Source organism: Halomonas sp. SpR1 (genome assembly GCF_031010175.1).
Classification (GTDB): domain Bacteria; phylum Pseudomonadota; class Gammaproteobacteria; order Pseudomonadales; family Halomonadaceae; genus Vreelandella.
Map to the genome: position 1 here is coordinate 1 of NZ_JAUAMB010000039.1, position 16,908 is coordinate 16,908.

Annotated in this window: 15 protein-coding genes and 1 pseudogene; 6 read left to right on the forward strand and 10 right to left on the reverse strand. The window is 58.0% G+C overall.

What is annotated here, in order from left to right; all coding sequences use genetic code 11:
- Positions 1–110 precede the first annotated feature (110 nt).
- Both QT231_RS20420 and QT231_RS20425 read right to left on the reverse strand, forming a co-directional pair.
- Positions 111–551 (reverse strand): annotated as a pseudogene (locus QT231_RS20420) (C4-dicarboxylate ABC transporter substrate-binding protein); the annotation flags it as partial.
- A gap of 77 nt (positions 552–628) precedes the next feature.
- A complete protein-coding gene (locus QT231_RS20425; RefSeq protein ID WP_308338646.1) occupies positions 629–2,980 on the reverse strand; it encodes a cytochrome P450/oxidoreductase in 2,352 nt (783 codons plus the stop codon).
- 188 nt (positions 2,981–3,168) lie between these two features.
- Between QT231_RS20425 and QT231_RS20430 the strand changes: the two genes are divergently transcribed.
- Positions 3,169–3,849, forward strand: coding sequence for a helix-turn-helix domain-containing protein (locus QT231_RS20430; RefSeq protein WP_308338647.1), 681 nt, complete (start codon positions 3,169–3,171; stop codon positions 3,847–3,849).
- Between the two features lie 85 nt (positions 3,850–3,934).
- Here QT231_RS20430 and QT231_RS20435 read toward each other — a convergent pair whose 3' ends face one another.
- On the reverse strand, positions 3,935–4,078 hold the full coding sequence (locus QT231_RS20435) for a hypothetical protein (protein WP_308338648.1): 144 nt from the start codon (positions 4,076–4,078) through the stop codon (positions 3,935–3,937).
- Between the two features lie 372 nt (positions 4,079–4,450).
- Between QT231_RS20435 and QT231_RS20440 the strand changes: the two genes are divergently transcribed.
- Positions 4,451–4,795, forward strand: a complete 345-nt coding sequence (locus QT231_RS20440) for a DUF1622 domain-containing protein (RefSeq protein ID WP_308338649.1) — start codon at positions 4,451–4,453, stop codon at positions 4,793–4,795.
- 87 nt (positions 4,796–4,882) lie between these two features.
- Here the strand turns inward: QT231_RS20440 and QT231_RS20445 are convergent, their stop codons facing one another.
- From QT231_RS20445 to QT231_RS20455, 3 genes are read right to left on the reverse strand one after another with little or no spacing between them, the layout of a single operon-like run.
- Positions 4,883–5,929 carry an ABC transporter substrate-binding protein gene (locus tag QT231_RS20445; protein ID WP_308338650.1) on the reverse strand — a complete coding sequence of 349 codons (1,047 nt, stop codon included), beginning with the start codon at positions 5,927–5,929 and terminating at the stop codon, positions 4,883–4,885.
- The gene (locus tag QT231_RS20450) at positions 5,926–7,323 is read right to left on the reverse strand and encodes a sensor histidine kinase N-terminal domain-containing protein (protein ID WP_308338651.1); all 1,398 of its coding nucleotides are present in this window, start codon (positions 7,321–7,323) and stop codon (positions 5,926–5,928) included. The genes QT231_RS20445 and QT231_RS20450 overlap by 4 nt, the downstream gene beginning before the upstream one ends.
- Positions 7,320–7,988, reverse strand: coding sequence for a response regulator (locus QT231_RS20455; protein ID WP_308338652.1), 669 nt, complete (start codon positions 7,986–7,988; stop codon positions 7,320–7,322). Before QT231_RS20455 ends, QT231_RS20450 begins: the two co-directional genes overlap by 4 nt.
- A 139-nt stretch (positions 7,989–8,127) precedes the next feature.
- Here QT231_RS20455 and QT231_RS20460 point away from each other — a divergent pair, with 139 nt between their 5' ends.
- From QT231_RS20460 to QT231_RS20475, 4 genes are all read left to right on the forward strand, one after another.
- Entirely contained in the window at positions 8,128–9,120 is a 993-nt protein-coding gene (locus tag QT231_RS20460) for a tripartite tricarboxylate transporter substrate binding protein (protein WP_308338653.1), read from the forward strand.
- Complete coding sequence (locus tag QT231_RS20465; RefSeq protein WP_308338654.1) at positions 9,117–9,566, forward strand: tripartite tricarboxylate transporter TctB family protein; 450 nt, start codon at positions 9,117–9,119, stop codon at positions 9,564–9,566. Before QT231_RS20460 ends, QT231_RS20465 begins: the two co-directional genes overlap by 4 nt.
- Positions 9,567–9,578: 12 nt before the next feature.
- On the forward strand, positions 9,579–11,075 hold the full coding sequence (locus QT231_RS20470) for a tripartite tricarboxylate transporter permease (protein ID WP_308338655.1): 1,497 nt from the start codon (positions 9,579–9,581) through the stop codon (positions 11,073–11,075).
- Positions 11,076–11,172: 97 nt separating this feature from the next.
- The gene (locus QT231_RS20475; protein ID WP_308338656.1) at positions 11,173–12,231 is read left to right on the forward strand and encodes an AbrB family transcriptional regulator; all 1,059 of its coding nucleotides are present in this window, start codon (positions 11,173–11,175) and stop codon (positions 12,229–12,231) included.
- Positions 12,232–12,257: 26 nt separating this feature from the next.
- Here QT231_RS20475 and QT231_RS20480 read toward each other — a convergent pair whose 3' ends face one another.
- The 4 genes from QT231_RS20480 to QT231_RS20495 form a co-directional block, all read right to left on the reverse strand.
- The gene (locus QT231_RS20480; RefSeq protein ID WP_308338657.1) at positions 12,258–14,255 is read right to left on the reverse strand and encodes a pyridoxamine 5'-phosphate oxidase family protein; all 1,998 of its coding nucleotides are present in this window, start codon (positions 14,253–14,255) and stop codon (positions 12,258–12,260) included.
- Positions 14,256–14,312: 57 nt separating this feature from the next.
- Entirely contained in the window at positions 14,313–14,948 is a 636-nt protein-coding gene (locus tag QT231_RS20485; RefSeq protein ID WP_308338658.1) for a glutathione S-transferase, read from the reverse strand.
- 135 nt (positions 14,949–15,083) lie between these two features.
- Positions 15,084–15,992, reverse strand: a complete 909-nt coding sequence (locus QT231_RS20490) for a LysR family transcriptional regulator (protein WP_308338659.1) — start codon at positions 15,990–15,992, stop codon at positions 15,084–15,086.
- 2 nt (positions 15,993–15,994) lie between these two features.
- Positions 15,995–16,906, reverse strand: a complete 912-nt coding sequence (locus QT231_RS20495) for a LysR substrate-binding domain-containing protein (protein WP_308338660.1) — start codon at positions 16,904–16,906, stop codon at positions 15,995–15,997.
- Positions 16,907–16,908 lie beyond the last annotated feature (2 nt).

Below are 16,908 nucleotides of genomic sequence, written 5' to 3' on the forward strand. Positions count from 1 at the left end.
GAGTGGCGAGAAGGACAGTTTTTCAGGTACCATTTTGGAAGCGGTTGTTGGTGTTGGTTTTTGGTGTAAGGCCCTGAAACGTTAACACTTTCAGCCGCTTCCTTTTATGCCCCGTGAGAAATTCGGGCTAGTACCTCTACGCCACGATGCTCACCGGCGTCGCTTAGGTATTCTTGATGAGTACGCCAGTAAGCCACGGAAGCGTTTTCCGATGAAAAGTCTTCAAAGGTGGGGAATTCCGGCAGTTTGGTTAGCTCAAAGCGCCCTGGCATCAAACCATGGAAGAGCCAGGTGACATCAGCGACGCCATCCGCCACCAACTCCATCTGTGCGTTAGGTGGCCCTAAGTCATGGGTAACATTGACGCTGACGCGTCCGTCGGTCGCCTCTTCAACCCATTTCCCCCATGTGGGCCAGACGATCGTATTAACGCCATGATTAGGGCCCGCCCAGGTACTCACCTGAAGCACGGTATCAGCCGCTGCCGCGCCTTGCAGAGAGCCCAAAAGCATCAGGGCCGAGAAGGTGGTCAGTGTCGCCATTTTGTTCATTGTGATTATCCTTCTTGATGGTTCATGTATCAGGCAGTGCCAGTGTAAAGCAGAGGTTCTTTTAAGGTTGTTACTGCTTAGAGCGCCAGAATCAGGCGCTTGCCCGCTGCCCGCGAGCAGCAGGCCATCATACGGTCATTGGCGTCGCGCTCGGCATGACTGAGCACCAAATCGCGGTGATCGATAGACCCCTCGGTCACCGCTACTTCGCAGGTTCCACACAGGCCTTCGCAGCAGTCACTAGGCACATCCACCCCTGCCGCTGTTAACGCCTCAAGCAGGGTCTGGTCGTTACCGACCTGAAGCGTCAGGTCGGAGTCCGCAAGCACTACTTCGAAGGCATGTTCGTTCTCTGGATCGAGGATGTTGGAGCGAGCTGTGAAATGCTCAACGTGCAAGGTACCCTCGGGCAAGCTCACCGCCTGGGACTCTAGCGCCTCCAGCAAACGCTCTGGGCCGCAGGCGTAGACTTGCTCACCCTCGACTAGGCCGCTAAGCGTGCTCAGTAGATCGAGGCGACAGCCCTCGTCGCCAGCATGAACGGCTAGCGCTGCGCTATGGTCACGTTCGACTCGGTTCAAAAAGGCCATGGTTCGACGTCCGGCGCCGCAGTAATGGAGCACATAGGGCTTACCAAGTGCCTTGAGTCGATCTGCCATGGCAAGAATCGGCGTAATGCCAATACCACCGGCTATCAGGGTATAGCGCTTTGCCGTCTCGTCCAGATGGAAATGATTTTTGGGGCCAGCGATATGCAGTACATCCCCGGGCTTGACCGTGTCGTGGAAGTGCAGCGATCCGCCACGCCCCTCAGGCTCTCGCAGGATGGCGATGGAGAGACGTTTACGATCATCGCGCGTCCCGCACAGTGAGTAGTAGCGGCGCCACTCTGCCGAAACCAGCTCGATATGCGAACCTGGGGTCCAGTCGGGCAGCTCACGCTCATGGGGATCCACCAGATCAATACGCATCACCGCCTCGGCTTCATGCTCCACCTCGGCGACCACCACCCGACGCAAGATATCTTCCTTGATAGGCGCGCCAATATGGAAAAGCGTAGGGCTCTCCAGTACTGCGTGGTTGCATCGTTCAGGATTCTGCGCGGGCTCCCACTCCACCCATAGCGATGTAGGCCCGCGGAAAGAGGTGTTGGGCAGATATTCGAGCGATTGATCTTCGACCAGATGGATATGGGGTAGCCGACGGACAAACTCATCAAGGATAATACGCATCTCCATGCGAGCGATGTTCTTACCCATGCACTGGTGCGCACCGTAGCCGAAAGTGAAGTGCTCCGCTGCGTTATGGCGGTAAATATCGAGCTCGTCGGGATTCTCAAAATGTCTCGGATCGCGGTTGGCCGACGCCTGCACGATCAACACCTTTCCGCCCTTCGGAATCCTCTTTCCCCCTACCACGGTGTCGTCGGTAGCGATACGGCGCCAGGCCACGACCGAGCCGGCGACGCGCAGACACTCCTCGATAGCGCTGGGAATCAAAGCGGGGTTCTCACAGATGTCATTCCATGACTCGCGATTCGATAGCAAGGTAAGAAAGGCATTGGTGGTGGCGAATGCGGTGGTCTCATGGGCAGCCACCAAGATGGCCATCATCATCGAACGCAGGTAGCTCTCTGGCACAATGTCAGGGTGCTTGTTGTGCATGCGGATCGAGTCATACATCCACCCTTCGCCGCTGGGCTCAGCACGCATGCGGTCGAGAATAGCCTGGGCGGTTTTCCAAAACTGGCCCACATCCACGGCAATCTGCAACTGCTGCTCCGGGGAGGGGCGGCCCCAGGTATTCAGCGTGTGAGCGACCGAGAATTTGCGAAGCTCCTTGGCATCCTCATTGGGCACACCCAGGAAGCGCAGTGCGACAGTCATGGGGATTTCCCGAAACATCTCGCCCACCAGATCCGCACGCCCCTTATCGATGAAGCAATCCATATAGTCACGCACCAACTCACGCACCCACGCCTCGTGCTTCTCAAGGTTTTCGGGCAGGAAGGCATCCATCAGCAGACGGCGGCGCTCCATGTGATCCGGTTCATCCTCATTGACCATGGTACGGCGCATTGCGAACCCGTAGCTCTCAAGAATTTTCATCGCCTCGGGCGGCGCGGGGGTTAGTTTCTCCAACGCGATAGAGGGCGAGAAGGTGATGTTGTCACGGAAGACCGCTTTAACGTCTTCATAGCGACTCACGACCCAGTAGCCGAGTTTAGGGCTGTAAAACACTGGCTCCTGCTCGCGGAACCAGCGCAGCGCCTCAGCGGGGTCAAGCTGATAAGGCGTATCGAAGGGGTCAAAATCGGCCGCTTCAGGTGAGACTGGACAACCAGTAGGCGATAGTGCCACGGATGCCCGTAATGGTTGAAAAAGGCACTCGCCCGATGTGCTACCGGAACGGTGAGACACTGATGCCATGAAGGGCTCCCGTAAAATTAAGCGGTTCGTTTTTTACTTTTATCGAACACTTAGTTTCTTTTAATGCACAATTGAAGGTAGGCAGTTTCTGTCAGCGAGTCAACTCTTCAACCTAGCTGAGTTAGTATGTATCGATTGGCTAACGACTGAACCCACTTACCGCCCCCAGTACCGAGGTGTCTCGCTTTATGGCTACCAATACGTTGCAAACGCTTGATCGCGGGCTCAAGGCACTGGAAATTGTCTCCGAACACAGTGATGGCATTACCATTGCCGATCTGGCTGAACGCCTCGATATTCATCGCGCCATTGCCTACCGTATCGTAGCCACCCTGGCCAGCCATGGGCTGATTACGCGCACCCCCGAAGGCTCCATTCGCCTGGGTGCCGGCACGGCACTGCTTGCCTCCCGCTTTGAGCCTCATCTACGCGCTATTGCCCAGCCACTCTTACAGGCGCTCGCTAAAGCCACTCGCGCTACCGCTTTCATCTCGGTCGCGCAAGGGGAGGAGTGCGTTGTGTTAATGGTCGCAGAGTCGGGAGAGATGCCTCTGCAAATTGGCTACCGAGTGGGTAGCCGCCATCCGTTGACGTTGGGCGCTGCCGGTATCGCTATACTTGCCGAACGGCCTCCTCACCCAGAGGATAGTGAGGCGATAAAGCAGGCACGGCTCGACGGCTATAGCCTGACCCATGGGCAACTGCAACGCGGTGCAGTTGGCGTGGCAAGCGCTATCTCATCCACGTCGTTTCGCCCCACCATCGAAGCGTGTGTGGGCGTGGTGGCCCTTGAAGACCTAGATGAAGAGACCGCTATTACGGAAGTAAAAACGTATGCCCAGCGCATCGCCGAGCTGATTGCTCGATAACTCGCTCGCTGTGTCAGCGCAGTAATGAATGAACCAGCGAAAAGGCGGACGCCTTGTCGCTGGTTTAAGAGCTGGGTTTAACACGCTATTCCGGGGAGCGTACGGTAATCGCCGGATTGTGATCGAAGAAGTTGAAGGGCGAAAGAATGGTGCCTTTCCACATCGTTGGCATTACCGGCCAATCTTCCATTCTAGGAATATGGTGGAACCCCATTGTATACCACACCACGTCCGCCAGCTTACCCCAGCGTCACTTATCAATAAGGCAAGCGAGTTTAAAGCGATAGATAAAGAGCTTCTACTTTAAAGCTGTGTCTTTAAACCCATATTTTAAAGATAATTTTTTAAAGCTAAGTTAAAAATTTCCCCCCTGGTGTGAATCTGGTTTCCTCCACTTTTTTGTTGGCTACACTAATAACAAGCGGGTCAGGTATATACGTTGGAATCCATGCAGAGGCTATATATCAGCGGGTCTATATATCCCAAGCACCGATAGGCAATTTTTTGTTCCGCATACGGAAAACTAAACAGGGCTGGCCAACCTGAGGGCCAGCATGTTCATCAGCATTGATAGCCATACAACATTACGGGAGGCAGCCTGTTGGAAATTGTAAAGCCATTTGCAGAATGGGGAGTGGCCATTATGGAGATAGTGGGTATCTCCATAATTGTTGGGTTCGCATTTTTTGCACTCCTGGTCGAGCCAATTTTGCGCTGGAAGCAAAATAACAATGAACCCGTATTTCATCAGGTTCGCCAGCGTCTTGGTAAAGGTATTTTGCTCGGTTTGGAGTTCCTTGTGGCCGCCGACATTATTCATACTGTCGCTGTAGAATTAACCTTTAAAACGGTGGGTATATTAGCCATTGTCGTACTAATACGTACCTTCCTTAGCTTTACATTAGAAGTTGAGCTGTCTGGTCGTTGGCCTTGGCAGAACAAATAGAGAAAACAGGCGCCTGCTGTTATAGAAGTACACTTCTTATTCCCAGATACGAAGGTAGTGATCCTGCCCCCTCTTGCGATATTGCACTTATTCGGGAGTATCGCTTTGATAGCGATTGAACTCACGTTGCCACCGCGCCATAAACGCATCGCGTCGTAGCGCATCAACAAAGGCCAGCACCGACGCGTTAAGTGTAATGGGATAGAGGCGATCACCGACTTGATCGCGTAAGCGTTGAGCAGTGTAGGGCCCGACAACATCGGGACGCACGCTGAAAAGCGGGGTTTGGGCTGCCAACACACGCTGACCATCGCGGCTGAGCAGAAAGTTCATAAAGGCTTTCGCAGCCCGCGGGTGCGGCGCATCACGGTGGATAAACCCCGTTCGCATCATCACCAAGGCATAGTCCTGGGGCACCTGAACGATCACTTCGGGATGCTCTTGTGCCCACACCATCGCATAGGAACCCAACAGGTTATAACCCAGCCAATAACGCCCCTCGGTAAGCCCTTCAAGCATCGAGCGAGTATTGGATTCGAGTTGGGCGTCGACATCCCCCAGTACCGTCACCAGATCCCAAAACCTGTCTGTATAGCGAGCATCCTGCTGGAACAGAGTATAGCCAATCCCGCTTTCTGAAGGAGAGTAGGTGGTTACCTTGCCTTGTAACGTCTCACGCTGTTCGCTTAGCAGTGTGTGAAGATCCGCATGTGTTTGCGGTGGCAGGATGTGGCGCGCTAAATCAAGCCGGTAAGCCATGACGATGGGCTCGAAGGTGAAGCCAAACAGTTCATTTCGCCATTTTGCCCAGTCAGGCCACTCACTGGCCTGTGCAGAATCCAGTGGTTGGGCATAGCCTTGATTCACCCAGTTCATCTGCCAAGGCATGGCGGAGCTGATCACCACATCGGGCGGAGGATCCGCCGTCTCGATCAAGGCGTTGACCTCCAGTGTTGTGCTGTCACGGTAGATAAGCTCGATATCGGGATGGGCCTGCTCGAAAGCCGCCAATAGAGGCGCTACCACTTGCCGATCCAAGGCAGCTTCTACCACCAGCGGCATCGCTTGCAAGCGCTGAGAAGATAAAAAACAGACAACGAACAGGGCTGACATCAGCCATAAGCGGTGCATCATGTTTCCTCTCTTATGGTCTGAAAGTGCAACTCAATCCGAAGCCCATGAGGCTGTCTCTCTTTGGCTTGCAACTCGGCCGCATGTCGTCGAGCAATGGAGTCAACAATGGCCAAGCCAAGGCCTGAACCCTGCGTATCCTGACGCCCGCCACGCTCGAAGGGTTGAAACAACCGGCTGCGTATCTCGGGGTCGACCCCAGAACCGTTATCCTCGATATAAAGCATGACATGGCTGTCGATGGATTTTAGCCCCAGGGTAATAACGCTACCGGAGGGGGTGTAACGCAGTGCGTTATCGATCAAATTACCCAGTAGCTCGCGAAGCGCCCATGCTTGTCCCCGTATTATGACAGGCTCGGCAGGCAGCTCGTCCAGCCCCAGGTCATGGTTCATCGCCAGCTCGCGTTGTGCCCACTCAAGCACGGTTTCATGCAGCGTCGTTTTCAGGTCGAGTGGCATGAGTTCGTCAGCCTCTTCGATATGGCGAAGGCGCGCGAGACTCAATAGTTGGCTGGCAAGACGACTGGTGCGCTGCGCACCGTCGTGCACGTCCGACAAGGCTCGATACCACTCGCTAGGGTCGCGGCTTTGCAGGGCCAGCTCGCTGGTACTCTGCAAGCCCGCTAGCGGTGTCTTGAGCTGATGACTGGCGTCTGCCGTGAAGCGCAGCAGGTTGTCGCGACTCTCGCGCTGGCGGGTAAACAGGGTATCAAGCGCTTCGACCATTTCACGTAATTCTTCCGGAACCTTGCCATTAAGTGGCCGAGTGTCATCGGCCGTGCGTTGGCGCAATTGATGGCGCAGCTTACGCATCGGTTTCAATGCCACTCGCATCGCCAGCAGCATCAGCATGCCTGCCAGCAGCACCATGGCAATAAAACGAATGACCGCGCGATCAAATAGCTCTTTGGCCAGTGCCTGGCGGCCACTGACCGTGTGGCCCACCCAGATTTGCACCGGATCTTGAATGTCCCACCCTGCCGAGTCGTATTCTCTACCGTGCAACCGCCAGCGGGTGCCCTCCTGGGTAAGATCAAGCCAGGTTGGCTCGATGGCCGCCTTGCCACGCCCTGCTTTGGGAATGGGGATATCCAGGTTGGCCGAGATGCGTCGTCCATTGGAATCGAGCACAGCGTAGAAGACCCGCTCCTGATGAGAGGTCGCCAGAATTTGTAGGGCGGCGGGAGGAATCCTGACGACAGGGTCGCTGCCTTCCCATTGCACCGACTCGGCGGTCGTCAGTGCAGCGGCTTCAAGCTGACTGTCGTAAGCGCGCTCTGCCGCGCGCTGGGTTGAATAATAAGCCTCCATCAGCAGTAGTGTACCGAGCCCCGAGACCATGACGAGCAGCCAGACAGCCAGGCGCGCTTTTAGCGTGCCTTGAACGTGAATCACCTTGGCGCTTCCTCAAGGCGATAGCCTAAGCCACGAAATGTGCGGATGCGCAGGCAGCTTCCTTGAAGTCGCTTACGTAATCGGCTCACGTACACTTCCAGGGCGTTGGAGCCAACGTCCCCGAAGCTAAACACTCGCCTTTCCAGCATCTCGCGCGGGGCGATATTGCCTGCGTGTAAAAGCAGCCCTTCAAGCAAGCGCAGCTCTCGGCGGGGTAGTTCAAGTATGACGTCATCGAGTGTCGCGGCTCCGGCAGTAGGATCAAGGCATAAAGGGCCAAACTTCAGGCGGTTATCGCTACGCTGCTGACTGCGCCGCAGCAAGGCACGTACCCGAGCCTCTAGTTCCGCAACCGAGAACGGTTTGGCAAGGTAGTCGTCTGCACCTAGATCGAGACCGCGTACCCGGTCTTCAATGCCGTCCCTAGCCGTCAGGATCAACACGGGGGTTCGGTCACCGCGCTCACGCAGCTCACCAAGCAAGTCGAGGCCATTACCGTCAGGCAGCCCCAGGTCAAGCAGTATCAGATCGAAAGTGTCATTGCGTAGCGCCGTTCGCGCCTCGCTGGCGAGGGAGAAAACATCAACGGTATTACTCAGGCGAGCAAGCGCATTGTCCAGCGAGCGGGCGATCATCGGATCGTCTTCAACGATGATTAGGCGCATATGACTAAAGTCTCAGGACGTAATAAGGAAAATGACAGGTTGATGAAAGGTTGCCTGCCTAACATTGCGCTTGTCATCTCAGTATGACCGGGGTCGGGCCATCCCGCTCCCGAATACAACAAGAGAACAGGAGTTCGCCATGAAGATCAACTCAACTCTTCGCCACGCCTCCGGCCTTGCCTTAATTGGCAGCGCGTTGCTTATCGGCCAGGCCCATGCCCAGACGATTCCCGAGTCTACCGAGTGCATCGCACCAGCAAAACCCGGTGGTGGCTATGACTTGACGTGTCGATTGGCAGCCAATGGCCTCCAAGATACCGGCCTGGTCAGCAGGCCAATGATGGTCAGCTACATGCCTGGTGGCATTGGCGCGGTGGCCTATAACCATGTCAACGGTGTGCGCTCCGATGATCCTGGCCTCATTGTGGCGGCCAGCACCGGTGCTGCTGTGAATTTGGCGCTGGGTAAATTCGGTCAGTACGACGCCGATGAAGTCCGCTGGCTCGGCGCACTGGGCGTCGACTATGGCGCTATCGTCGTCAGTGCCGATGCACCGTGGGAAAACCTCGAAGAGCTGATGACCGCCCTGAAAGAGAACCCCAACGAGATCGCCTTTGGCGCTGGCGGGACGGTCGGCAGTCAGGACTGGATGAAGGCTGCGTTGATCGCCAAGTCCGGGGATATGTCACCGAGAGATCTTCGTTACGTTGCCTTCGAAGGTGGCGGCGAGGCCCTCGCCGCGTTACTAGGCAATCACATCCAGGTATTCACTGGCGACCTGGCAGAGCTTAAGTCTCAGCTTGAGAGCGGCAAAATTCGCGTCCTGGCGGCACTTTCCGAAGAGCGGATGAGTGGCCCCTACGCCGACATTCCCACCGCGGCCGAGCAGGGCTACGACGTGGAGTGGCCCATCTGGCGGGGCTATTACATGGGCCCGGAAGTCAGCGATGAAGCCTATCAAGCCTGGGTTGAGCGCATGCAGACGCTGGCAGAAGACCCCGTCTTTGCAGAGCTGCGTGAGGCACGCGGTCTATTCCCAATGTCACGCTTCGGCGACGACTTTGACAGCTACGTCAAGGAACAGGTTGCCGAGTTTAAAGAACTGGCCGAAGAAGTAGGTCTAACACAATGAGAATCGCCGCCGACCAAGTACTGGGCATTGCCCTGATCGGTCTGGCGGCGTTTATCGCTGTCCAGGCCATTCAACTGGAAATACCTTTCAGCTACGAACCCGTGGGCCCTAAGGCCTTCCCGCTGGGGCTATCGATCCTGCTGACGGTGCTATCGCTGGTGCTGATTTTCAGGCCTGGCGCCAACGGTCAATGGCCGCACAAAGCACTGGCGCTGAAGTTGTTATTGGTGCTGGCTTTGCTGTTGGCCTATGCCATTTTGTTCACACAGCTGGGGTTTATCGTCTCATCACTACTGGTGGTAACAGCCCTGGCGCGACTGTTTGATGCGACCTGGGGTAAGGCACTGGTCACCGGCGTCATCATGTCGGTTGTCGGCTATTTCCTGTTCACCGCCGTCCTGGGCATCAGTCTGCCTTCTGGCTACTGGTTCGCTAGCTTCATCTAAAGGATCGCTAAGATGTTCGATTTCCTGATAGACGGCTTCGGGGTTGCTCTAACCCCTCTCAACCTGGGTCTGGCCTTACTAGGCGCCCTGCTGGGCACCCTGTTTGGGGCCTTGCCGGGTATCGGCCCGATCAATGGCATCGCGATTCTGATGCCATTAGCCTACACGCTGGGCTTGCCTGCGGAGTCATCGCTGATCCTACTGGCCGCCGTCTATACCGGCGCTGAGTACGGCGGGCGCATGTCGAGCATCCTGCTCAATGTGCCCGGTGACGCCGGTGCGGTAATGACCACCCTGGATGGCTACCCGCTGGCACAGAAAGGGCTCGCCGGCCCCGCTTTAGGCCTTTCAGCGGTCAGTTCATTCCTTGGCGCTACCATTGCCATTATTGGTTTGACGCTGTTTGCACCACTGCTGGCAGACATCGCGGTAATGTTCGGCCCGGCAGAATTTTTTGCGCTCATGATCTTCGCCTTCTCCTCCATGTCGGTGATGATGGGCAAGGATCCCATCAAGACCGCCATTGGCGCGGTGCTTGGTGTACTGATCGGCACCGTTGGCATTGACTCCGGCACCGGCGTGTTGCGCTATACCTTCGGTATGCCCGAACTCTACGACGGCATTGACTTTGTGGTGATGATCATCGGGCTTTTCGCCATCAGCGAAATTCTACTGATGCTTGAGCATTCTCAAAACACGAACGACAACGGCAAGCTGCCACCGCTTGGCCGTGTATTCGTGAGCCTCAAAGAGGTGTTGGCGTGTAAGGGCGCTATAGGCCGCTCAGGACTGATCGGCTTTATTATTGGCGTTCTACCTGGCACCGGTGCTTCTGTTGCAAGCGCTGTCTCCTACACTACCGAGAAGCGTCTCTCCGACAAGGACAACACCTTTGGCACCGGAGACATGCGCGGGTTGGCAGCACCAGAATCTGCCAATAACGCGGCCGCAGTAGGCTCCTTTGTGCCCATGCTGACGCTTGGCATTCCCGGCTCCGGCACTACAGCCGTATTGCTGGGCGCGCTGATGCTTTACAACATTACCCCTGGGCCGATGATGTTCACCGAACGCCCGGAAGTAGCCGGTGGCCTGATCGCCTCGCTGTACATCGGTAACGTAGTGTTGCTGTTGCTGAACCTGCCGCTGGCTGGCGTATTTGCCCGCGTGCTGACCATCCCGCGCTGGGTACTGGTGCCCGCCATTGCGATCCTGGCGTTCGTCGGTGTCTATCAGTTGCACTCTGATCTATTTGCTATCTACCTAATGCTGGTCATCGGCGTGTTTGGTTATCTGTTACGCAAACTGGGCTTCTCCCTGGCGCCGGTGATTCTCGGCTACGTGCTGGGTGGTTTGATGGAGCAGAACCTTCGCCGTGCGCTCTCCATTAGCGGGGGCGATACCGGCATCCTATGGCAGTCGGGTATCTCACTGGGGCTGTGGATAGCCGCTGCCTTACTGCTTGTGCTGCCTTGGCTGGTGCCGAAACTACTCGTCGCGGCCAGACGCTGATTGACGAAAACAAAAGCCGATTGCTCGATAAGCAAGACGACCGCCTCGGTAGATGATCTCAGCTGCCGGGGCTTTTTAACGTCGTAGGAGGTTGAAAATGATGCTGGCAGCACGGATTGGCTCGCTGGGCCGCTTCCTGCCGACGTTGGCGCTCGGGCTTGTCGGCGGCGGGCTGGCTTACTGGCTACAACTACCGCTCCCCTGGTTGCTTGGAGCCATGTTCGCGACCACAGCGGCCTCACTGGCGGGTGTGCCGATGAAGTCGCCGGGCAAGGGGCGCCAGGGCGTACTGGTAGTCATTGGGGTCATGCTCGGCTCAGCGTTCACACCGGAGATGACCGGCGAAGCCAGCCTGTGGGGTATCAGTCTTGCCGTCATGCTGATCGCCACGGCGGTGATGATGACTTTCTCGGTATGGTTCTCCTGCCGCGTGGCGGGGCACTCCTGGGAGACCGCGCTTTACTCCGGCGTGCCCGGCGGCGTCTCCACGGTGACGGGGATGGCGCTCTCCTCGGGGGCCGACCTGCGGATTATCGGTATTACCCACGCCGTGCGCATTTTGGTGTTGCTGGTGGCCATACCGCCTGCGCTGCAGTTTATTGGCCATGTCGATATTGGCGGCGCCACGCCCGCGTTGTCGCAGTGGTTATGGATGCCCACACCGATAGATATTGGCTGGCTGTTGGCGGCCGGTATCAGCGGTATATGGCTGGGCAAGGCCCTTCGGCTGCCCAGCCCGCTACTGTTTGGCCCAGCGTTGGTCTCAGGGGTACTGCACTTCTCTGGCCTCACCCACGCCGCGGTGCCCCCTGTAATCATTGCGTTCGCACAGGTAATCATCGGTATCTCCGTGGGCGTGCGCTTTGCTGGCGCCAAGCTTGGTGCGGTGGGCGTTGCGCTGCTGATGGCGGTCATTCAGGCCCTGGTACTACTGTTTCTCGCTGTTATCGCCGCCTGGGCAGGCCACCTGCTCACCGGTTATTCCGCCGCCGCGGCGCTGCTCGCCTACATGCCCGGCGGTGCCCCAGAGCTAAGCCTGGTTGCATTGAGCTTAGGTATCGACCCCGCCTTCGTTACCGCTCACCATCTACTCCGTATCACGCTATTAATGCTGCTGCTTCCGCTACTGCTCAGGCGGATGGTACCCAAAATCTAGCCACCGCCGATGGTTGCTGACATCACCTAGGCAAACTCGATCTCTAACCTCCCCGCATTAGCCGCTGGCCGGGCGCTGCATAGCAGGATTTTACCCTCTGGCACTGATATGCCATTCGGATAGGTCACTTCCCCCTGCACTAACAGGCAGGCGCACTCGCCACAGCTGCCGCTTCTGCACCCATAGGCAGGCTGAAGCCCGGCTTTCTCGGCGGTTTCTAACAGGCTTTCGCCCGGCTGCCAGTGGGTGACGACGCTTGAATTGGCAAAGCTAACTTCTACCGCCTGTTCTGCGGCGGGCACTGTAAACGCTTGTGCCAGCGCTGAAGGGCCAAACGCTTCCGTGTGTATCTGCGCGGATGATAACCCGAGCTCTAACGCCTCCTGATGGTAGCGCTGAACAAAGGCGGCGGGGCCACAAAGATAGAGCTGCACCTCGGCAAGCGCCTGCTCGCTGAAGACCTGTTCGCTAAAGAACTGTTCACTAAGAACACGTGCCAGCGACACCCGACCAGCCTTCCACTCTTTTCGAGTAGTGGCCGACCCCGTCACATGGCGCCGCAAACGCAGCCCACGCTGCTCAAGGTCGAGCAGTTCCTCACCGAAAGGCGCCTCAGCCACAGCGCGTACGCTCTGAACCAACGTCACCGGGCCACGGCCTGCAGCGGTTAACTCATGGGCCAGGCTGACTAACGGCGTAATACCAATGCCGCCGCCCAGTAGCACCCAGTGGGCGCGCTCCACCCCGCTGGCCGCCGCTGTAAACGAACCCGTTGGTTGGCTGACGGCTAGCTCCGAGCCCACTTTTAGCGCCTGGTACAAGTAACGCGAGCCTTCGCCGTCTGCCTTGATACTGATGCGGTAGCTCTTTTCGCGGCGACTGCCGGATAGCGTATAGCTGCGCACCAGCGGCGTGCCATCAAGACGCGGCACACGCAGCGTGATGAACTGCCCAGCTTCAAAAGGAGCCAGCGCTATGCCCTGCTGACAACTCTGCAAATAGAAAGAGCGAATCTCGGGCGTCTCCTGCACCACAGCGGCCACCTGAACACGCTGTAGAGTGGAAGGCGCAAGCGCCTGCCAGGGCCCATGAGGTTCAGCCTCAACGGCTACTGCACCTGCATGACTACGCCAGCGCAAGGCCCCCGGTCGCCACACGCTATGCCGCGGCGTTAAACACCAGTAGCGTTCAGCGCCGGGATAACGCGCCCCAGCGCTCTCCTCGTCCACCAGTCGCGCTTCACCGGAGAGGTGCAGCACATCGCCGCTGACAAAATCAGGTATTACCAATGCAGCGCGACCGCTGGCCAGCACGTTACCCAGCGTGTTGAAGAACTGATTGCCTGCAAAGTCAGGCAGGATCAGATCAGCCCCCTGGCGGCGAATAAACCCCGCTTGCCCGCCGCGATGGGAGGCGTCCACCTGCACGCCCTGGTCGGTACGCGCATAACTCCCCACAAACGCCGTTAACGCCCGATCAATATGCGCCAGCAACGGCTCTGGCAACTGATCGAGGGTCGCGTCGCGCAGGGTTAGCACGGGGCCCGGCTGGGGCTGCACCGACCTCATTGCCGACCAGTCATGAATGTACTGGGGGCAATTACCGAAGGCGTGAACGACTTCTAGCTGCCATTGGCCTGCTGAGCCCCGCAACACGCCATTGACCCGATTACGCCGGCGCGTGGGTAGCTCGATACCCAGCATCCCCAGGCTAGCACCGCTGGTAAGCAGCGGTGTCAGGGGGTCATCTGTAGGCGGGGTTACGGCGAGATCGAGCCGTGTTTCGTCAGAAGCCTGAACAAATCCCGGCGCCCCCTCCAGCAGCGTGATCCACGGCCAGCCGTCACTGTCCACCGCGGCTGCAGCCACAAACGGCAGTTGAGGAAAAAAGTGCTGCAGCTGGGGCGTTAGAAAGGGCCGCATCACCTTACTGCCAATCTGCGCCATCTGTTGCTCCACCCCGACCACGCGCTGCAGGGCAAGCTCGCCCGCGTGCCACGGGCTGGTAGTGACGGCGTTTTCCACTCTCGACTCCTGGCGGGCAGATCGCCCGCTCCGTGTTAAGGCGTTGTGTCAGTTAGCTCAGTTCACCAGGCCTACTTGGGTAACCGCCATCGGCACAAAGCCTTCCAGCGCTTCGATACGCTGCAGCCAGGCACGGATATGCGGGTAGGGTTCCAGCGACACATTGCCTTCGGGGGCGTGAGCGATATAGCTGTAGAGCGAAACCTCCGCCAGCGTGGCCTGCTCTCCCGCCAGGAAGGGCTGATCAGCCAAGTGAGCATCGATAATTTCAAACAACGCGTGGGCATCGGCAATCAGCGGTTCAGGTTCGAACGGAGCATTAAAGACCGTCACCAAACGAGCCTTCATAGCGGAGTTCGCCAAAGGCCCTGCCGCCACGGAAAGCCAGCGCTGCACCTGGGCTTGAATCAGCGGATCGTCCGGCAGCCAGCGGCCAGCGCCCTGCCCAGAACCATAGCGGCGCTCCAGATAGACCAGAATGGCATTGGAATCCGCCAGGATTACCCCCTGATCATCGAGCACCGGCACCTGTGCGAAGGCGTTCATATCAAGAAAAGGCGATGCCTTGTGCTCGCCCGCGGCAAGGTCGACATCAATAAAAGTGGCGGGCAAGCCAAGTAGCGAAAGCATCAGCTCGATGCGATGGCAGTGGCCGGAAAGAGCGTGGCGATAAACCTTGATAGCGTTGGACATGGGTTGGCTCCCTGAATTAGCTGTTTAAGCACTGGCGAACGTCAAAGCCGTTAGCGACGTTGCCTATCCTGAGCGAAAACAAGAAGCGCAAGAATAGTGATTTTGAACAACAGAAAATTGCGCTGAATGAAATAATCAGTCGGCTAACTGCTTCCGCAGCCAGGGGGTCGCGAGTTCCAAAAATGCCATAACGCTGGCAGGTGCCCGCATGCCAAGGGCGTAGGTCAACGCCAGGGAGTGCGCCGCGGGCCAGAGTGATTCAGCGACAGGTTCGAGCACCCCCTGCTGGCAAGCCCGGCGCGCCTCTAGCTGATAGCAGCACACGATACCCGCGCCCTCAATGGCGGCACGCAGCGCGGCACTAGATGCGCTAATGGTCAGCCTCGGTTCAAAGCGCAGGGATTGGCCTGCGGCTAACGGCCAAACGGGTGCCAGCCCCTCCTGTGAGCAGTGAATAAGCGCGTGGCGGGCCAGGCTACTCAGGCTATCCGGCCGCCCTGCCTTATTTAGATAGCGGGGGCTGGCAAACAAGCCAATGCGCAAATCACCCAGCTGCCTGGCGTAAACGGCGGCAGGCGGCGGCCCGCGCATCAGGTGAAGGTGCGGCGGTGCTTGCGTTCCAATTCGATGGGAGTGCTCATCAGCCAGCAGGCAGACCTTCAATGCCGGGTGCTGCGCCTGCAACCGCAGCAACATCGGCAGCAAAAGGGGTTCTATCAACGTCTGGGGCGCCTGCAAACGTAGCGTGCCGTTAAGCTCGCGGTGCTCCTGGCGCGCGCTGGTTTCGGCGTCGGTTACCGCGTGGATCAGCGGGTCGGCGTGTTCGCGCAAACGTTCGCCCGCCGCCGTCAACGTACTCCCCCTGGCCGAGGTAGTGATCAAAACGACACCCAGGCGCTGCTCCTGAGCGCGCAGCAGGCGGTGGAGCTTGGGCGCCGACACGCTGCTCGCTTCAGCCGCAGCTTGCACGCTGCCGTGCCTGGCGACGGCAGATAGCGCCATTAAGGCCTCAAAGTGCAGCGGCGATTCAGGGGGGAGCGCCATGGTCAGCCGCGGTAGGCGAGCGCCGGGTCGGCACGCAGCCGCTCGGCAAGAAAATCAACGAAGGTGCGCACGCTGGCAGCGCGCCCACGGCCTGCCGTTACCCAAATATTGATAGGAATGGCCACTGGTTCGAAGCGCGTTAACACTCGCTGTACTCTACCTTCAGCTTCACTGGCAGCCACCTGGTAAGACAACAGCCGCGTAAGCCCGGCACCCGCCTCGACCGCCGTTAACGCCGCGTGAATAGCGCTGATGCGCAGCCGTGGCGAGGGCGTTACCTCAATGCGCTTGCCCTCCTCCTCGAACCACCAGTGGCCACTCAAGTTGCCGCCTTCAGCCACCACCGTGGGCAACGCCTCCAGCTCAAGGGGGTGGGTTGGTTCACCGTGTTGGGCTAACCACTCGGGGCTGGCGCAAACCACTTGGCGCACTTCACCAACCGGCACGGTCAAGTGTTGGCAATCCTCTGGCACATGCCCGATACGCACCGCCACATCGACGCCCTCCTCCTGCAGGTTAACCGGCCGATCGATCAATTCGGCACGCACCTGCACCTCCGGATATTGATCCAGATAAGCGACGATTTGTGGGGTAACGAAGTACTCACCAAACAGCACCGGCGCGGTCACGTTTAAAAGACCGCGTGGGGTGAGATAGCTACCGGTCGCGGCGGCCTCGGCCTCGGAAAGCTGCGCAAGCACCTGCTGAGCATCCTCCAGATAACGACGCCCCGCCTCCGTCACGTGTACTTGCCGCGTAGTGCGCTGTAACAACGCAACGCCCAAGCGCGCTTCAAGCGCCGCCACCGCCCGAGTCACCCGAGGAGGCGACAGTTCAAGCTGCCGCGCGGCAACCGAAAAACTTTCCAGTTGTGCCACCGCCGCAAACACACGCATCTCTTCGAATCTATCCAAGG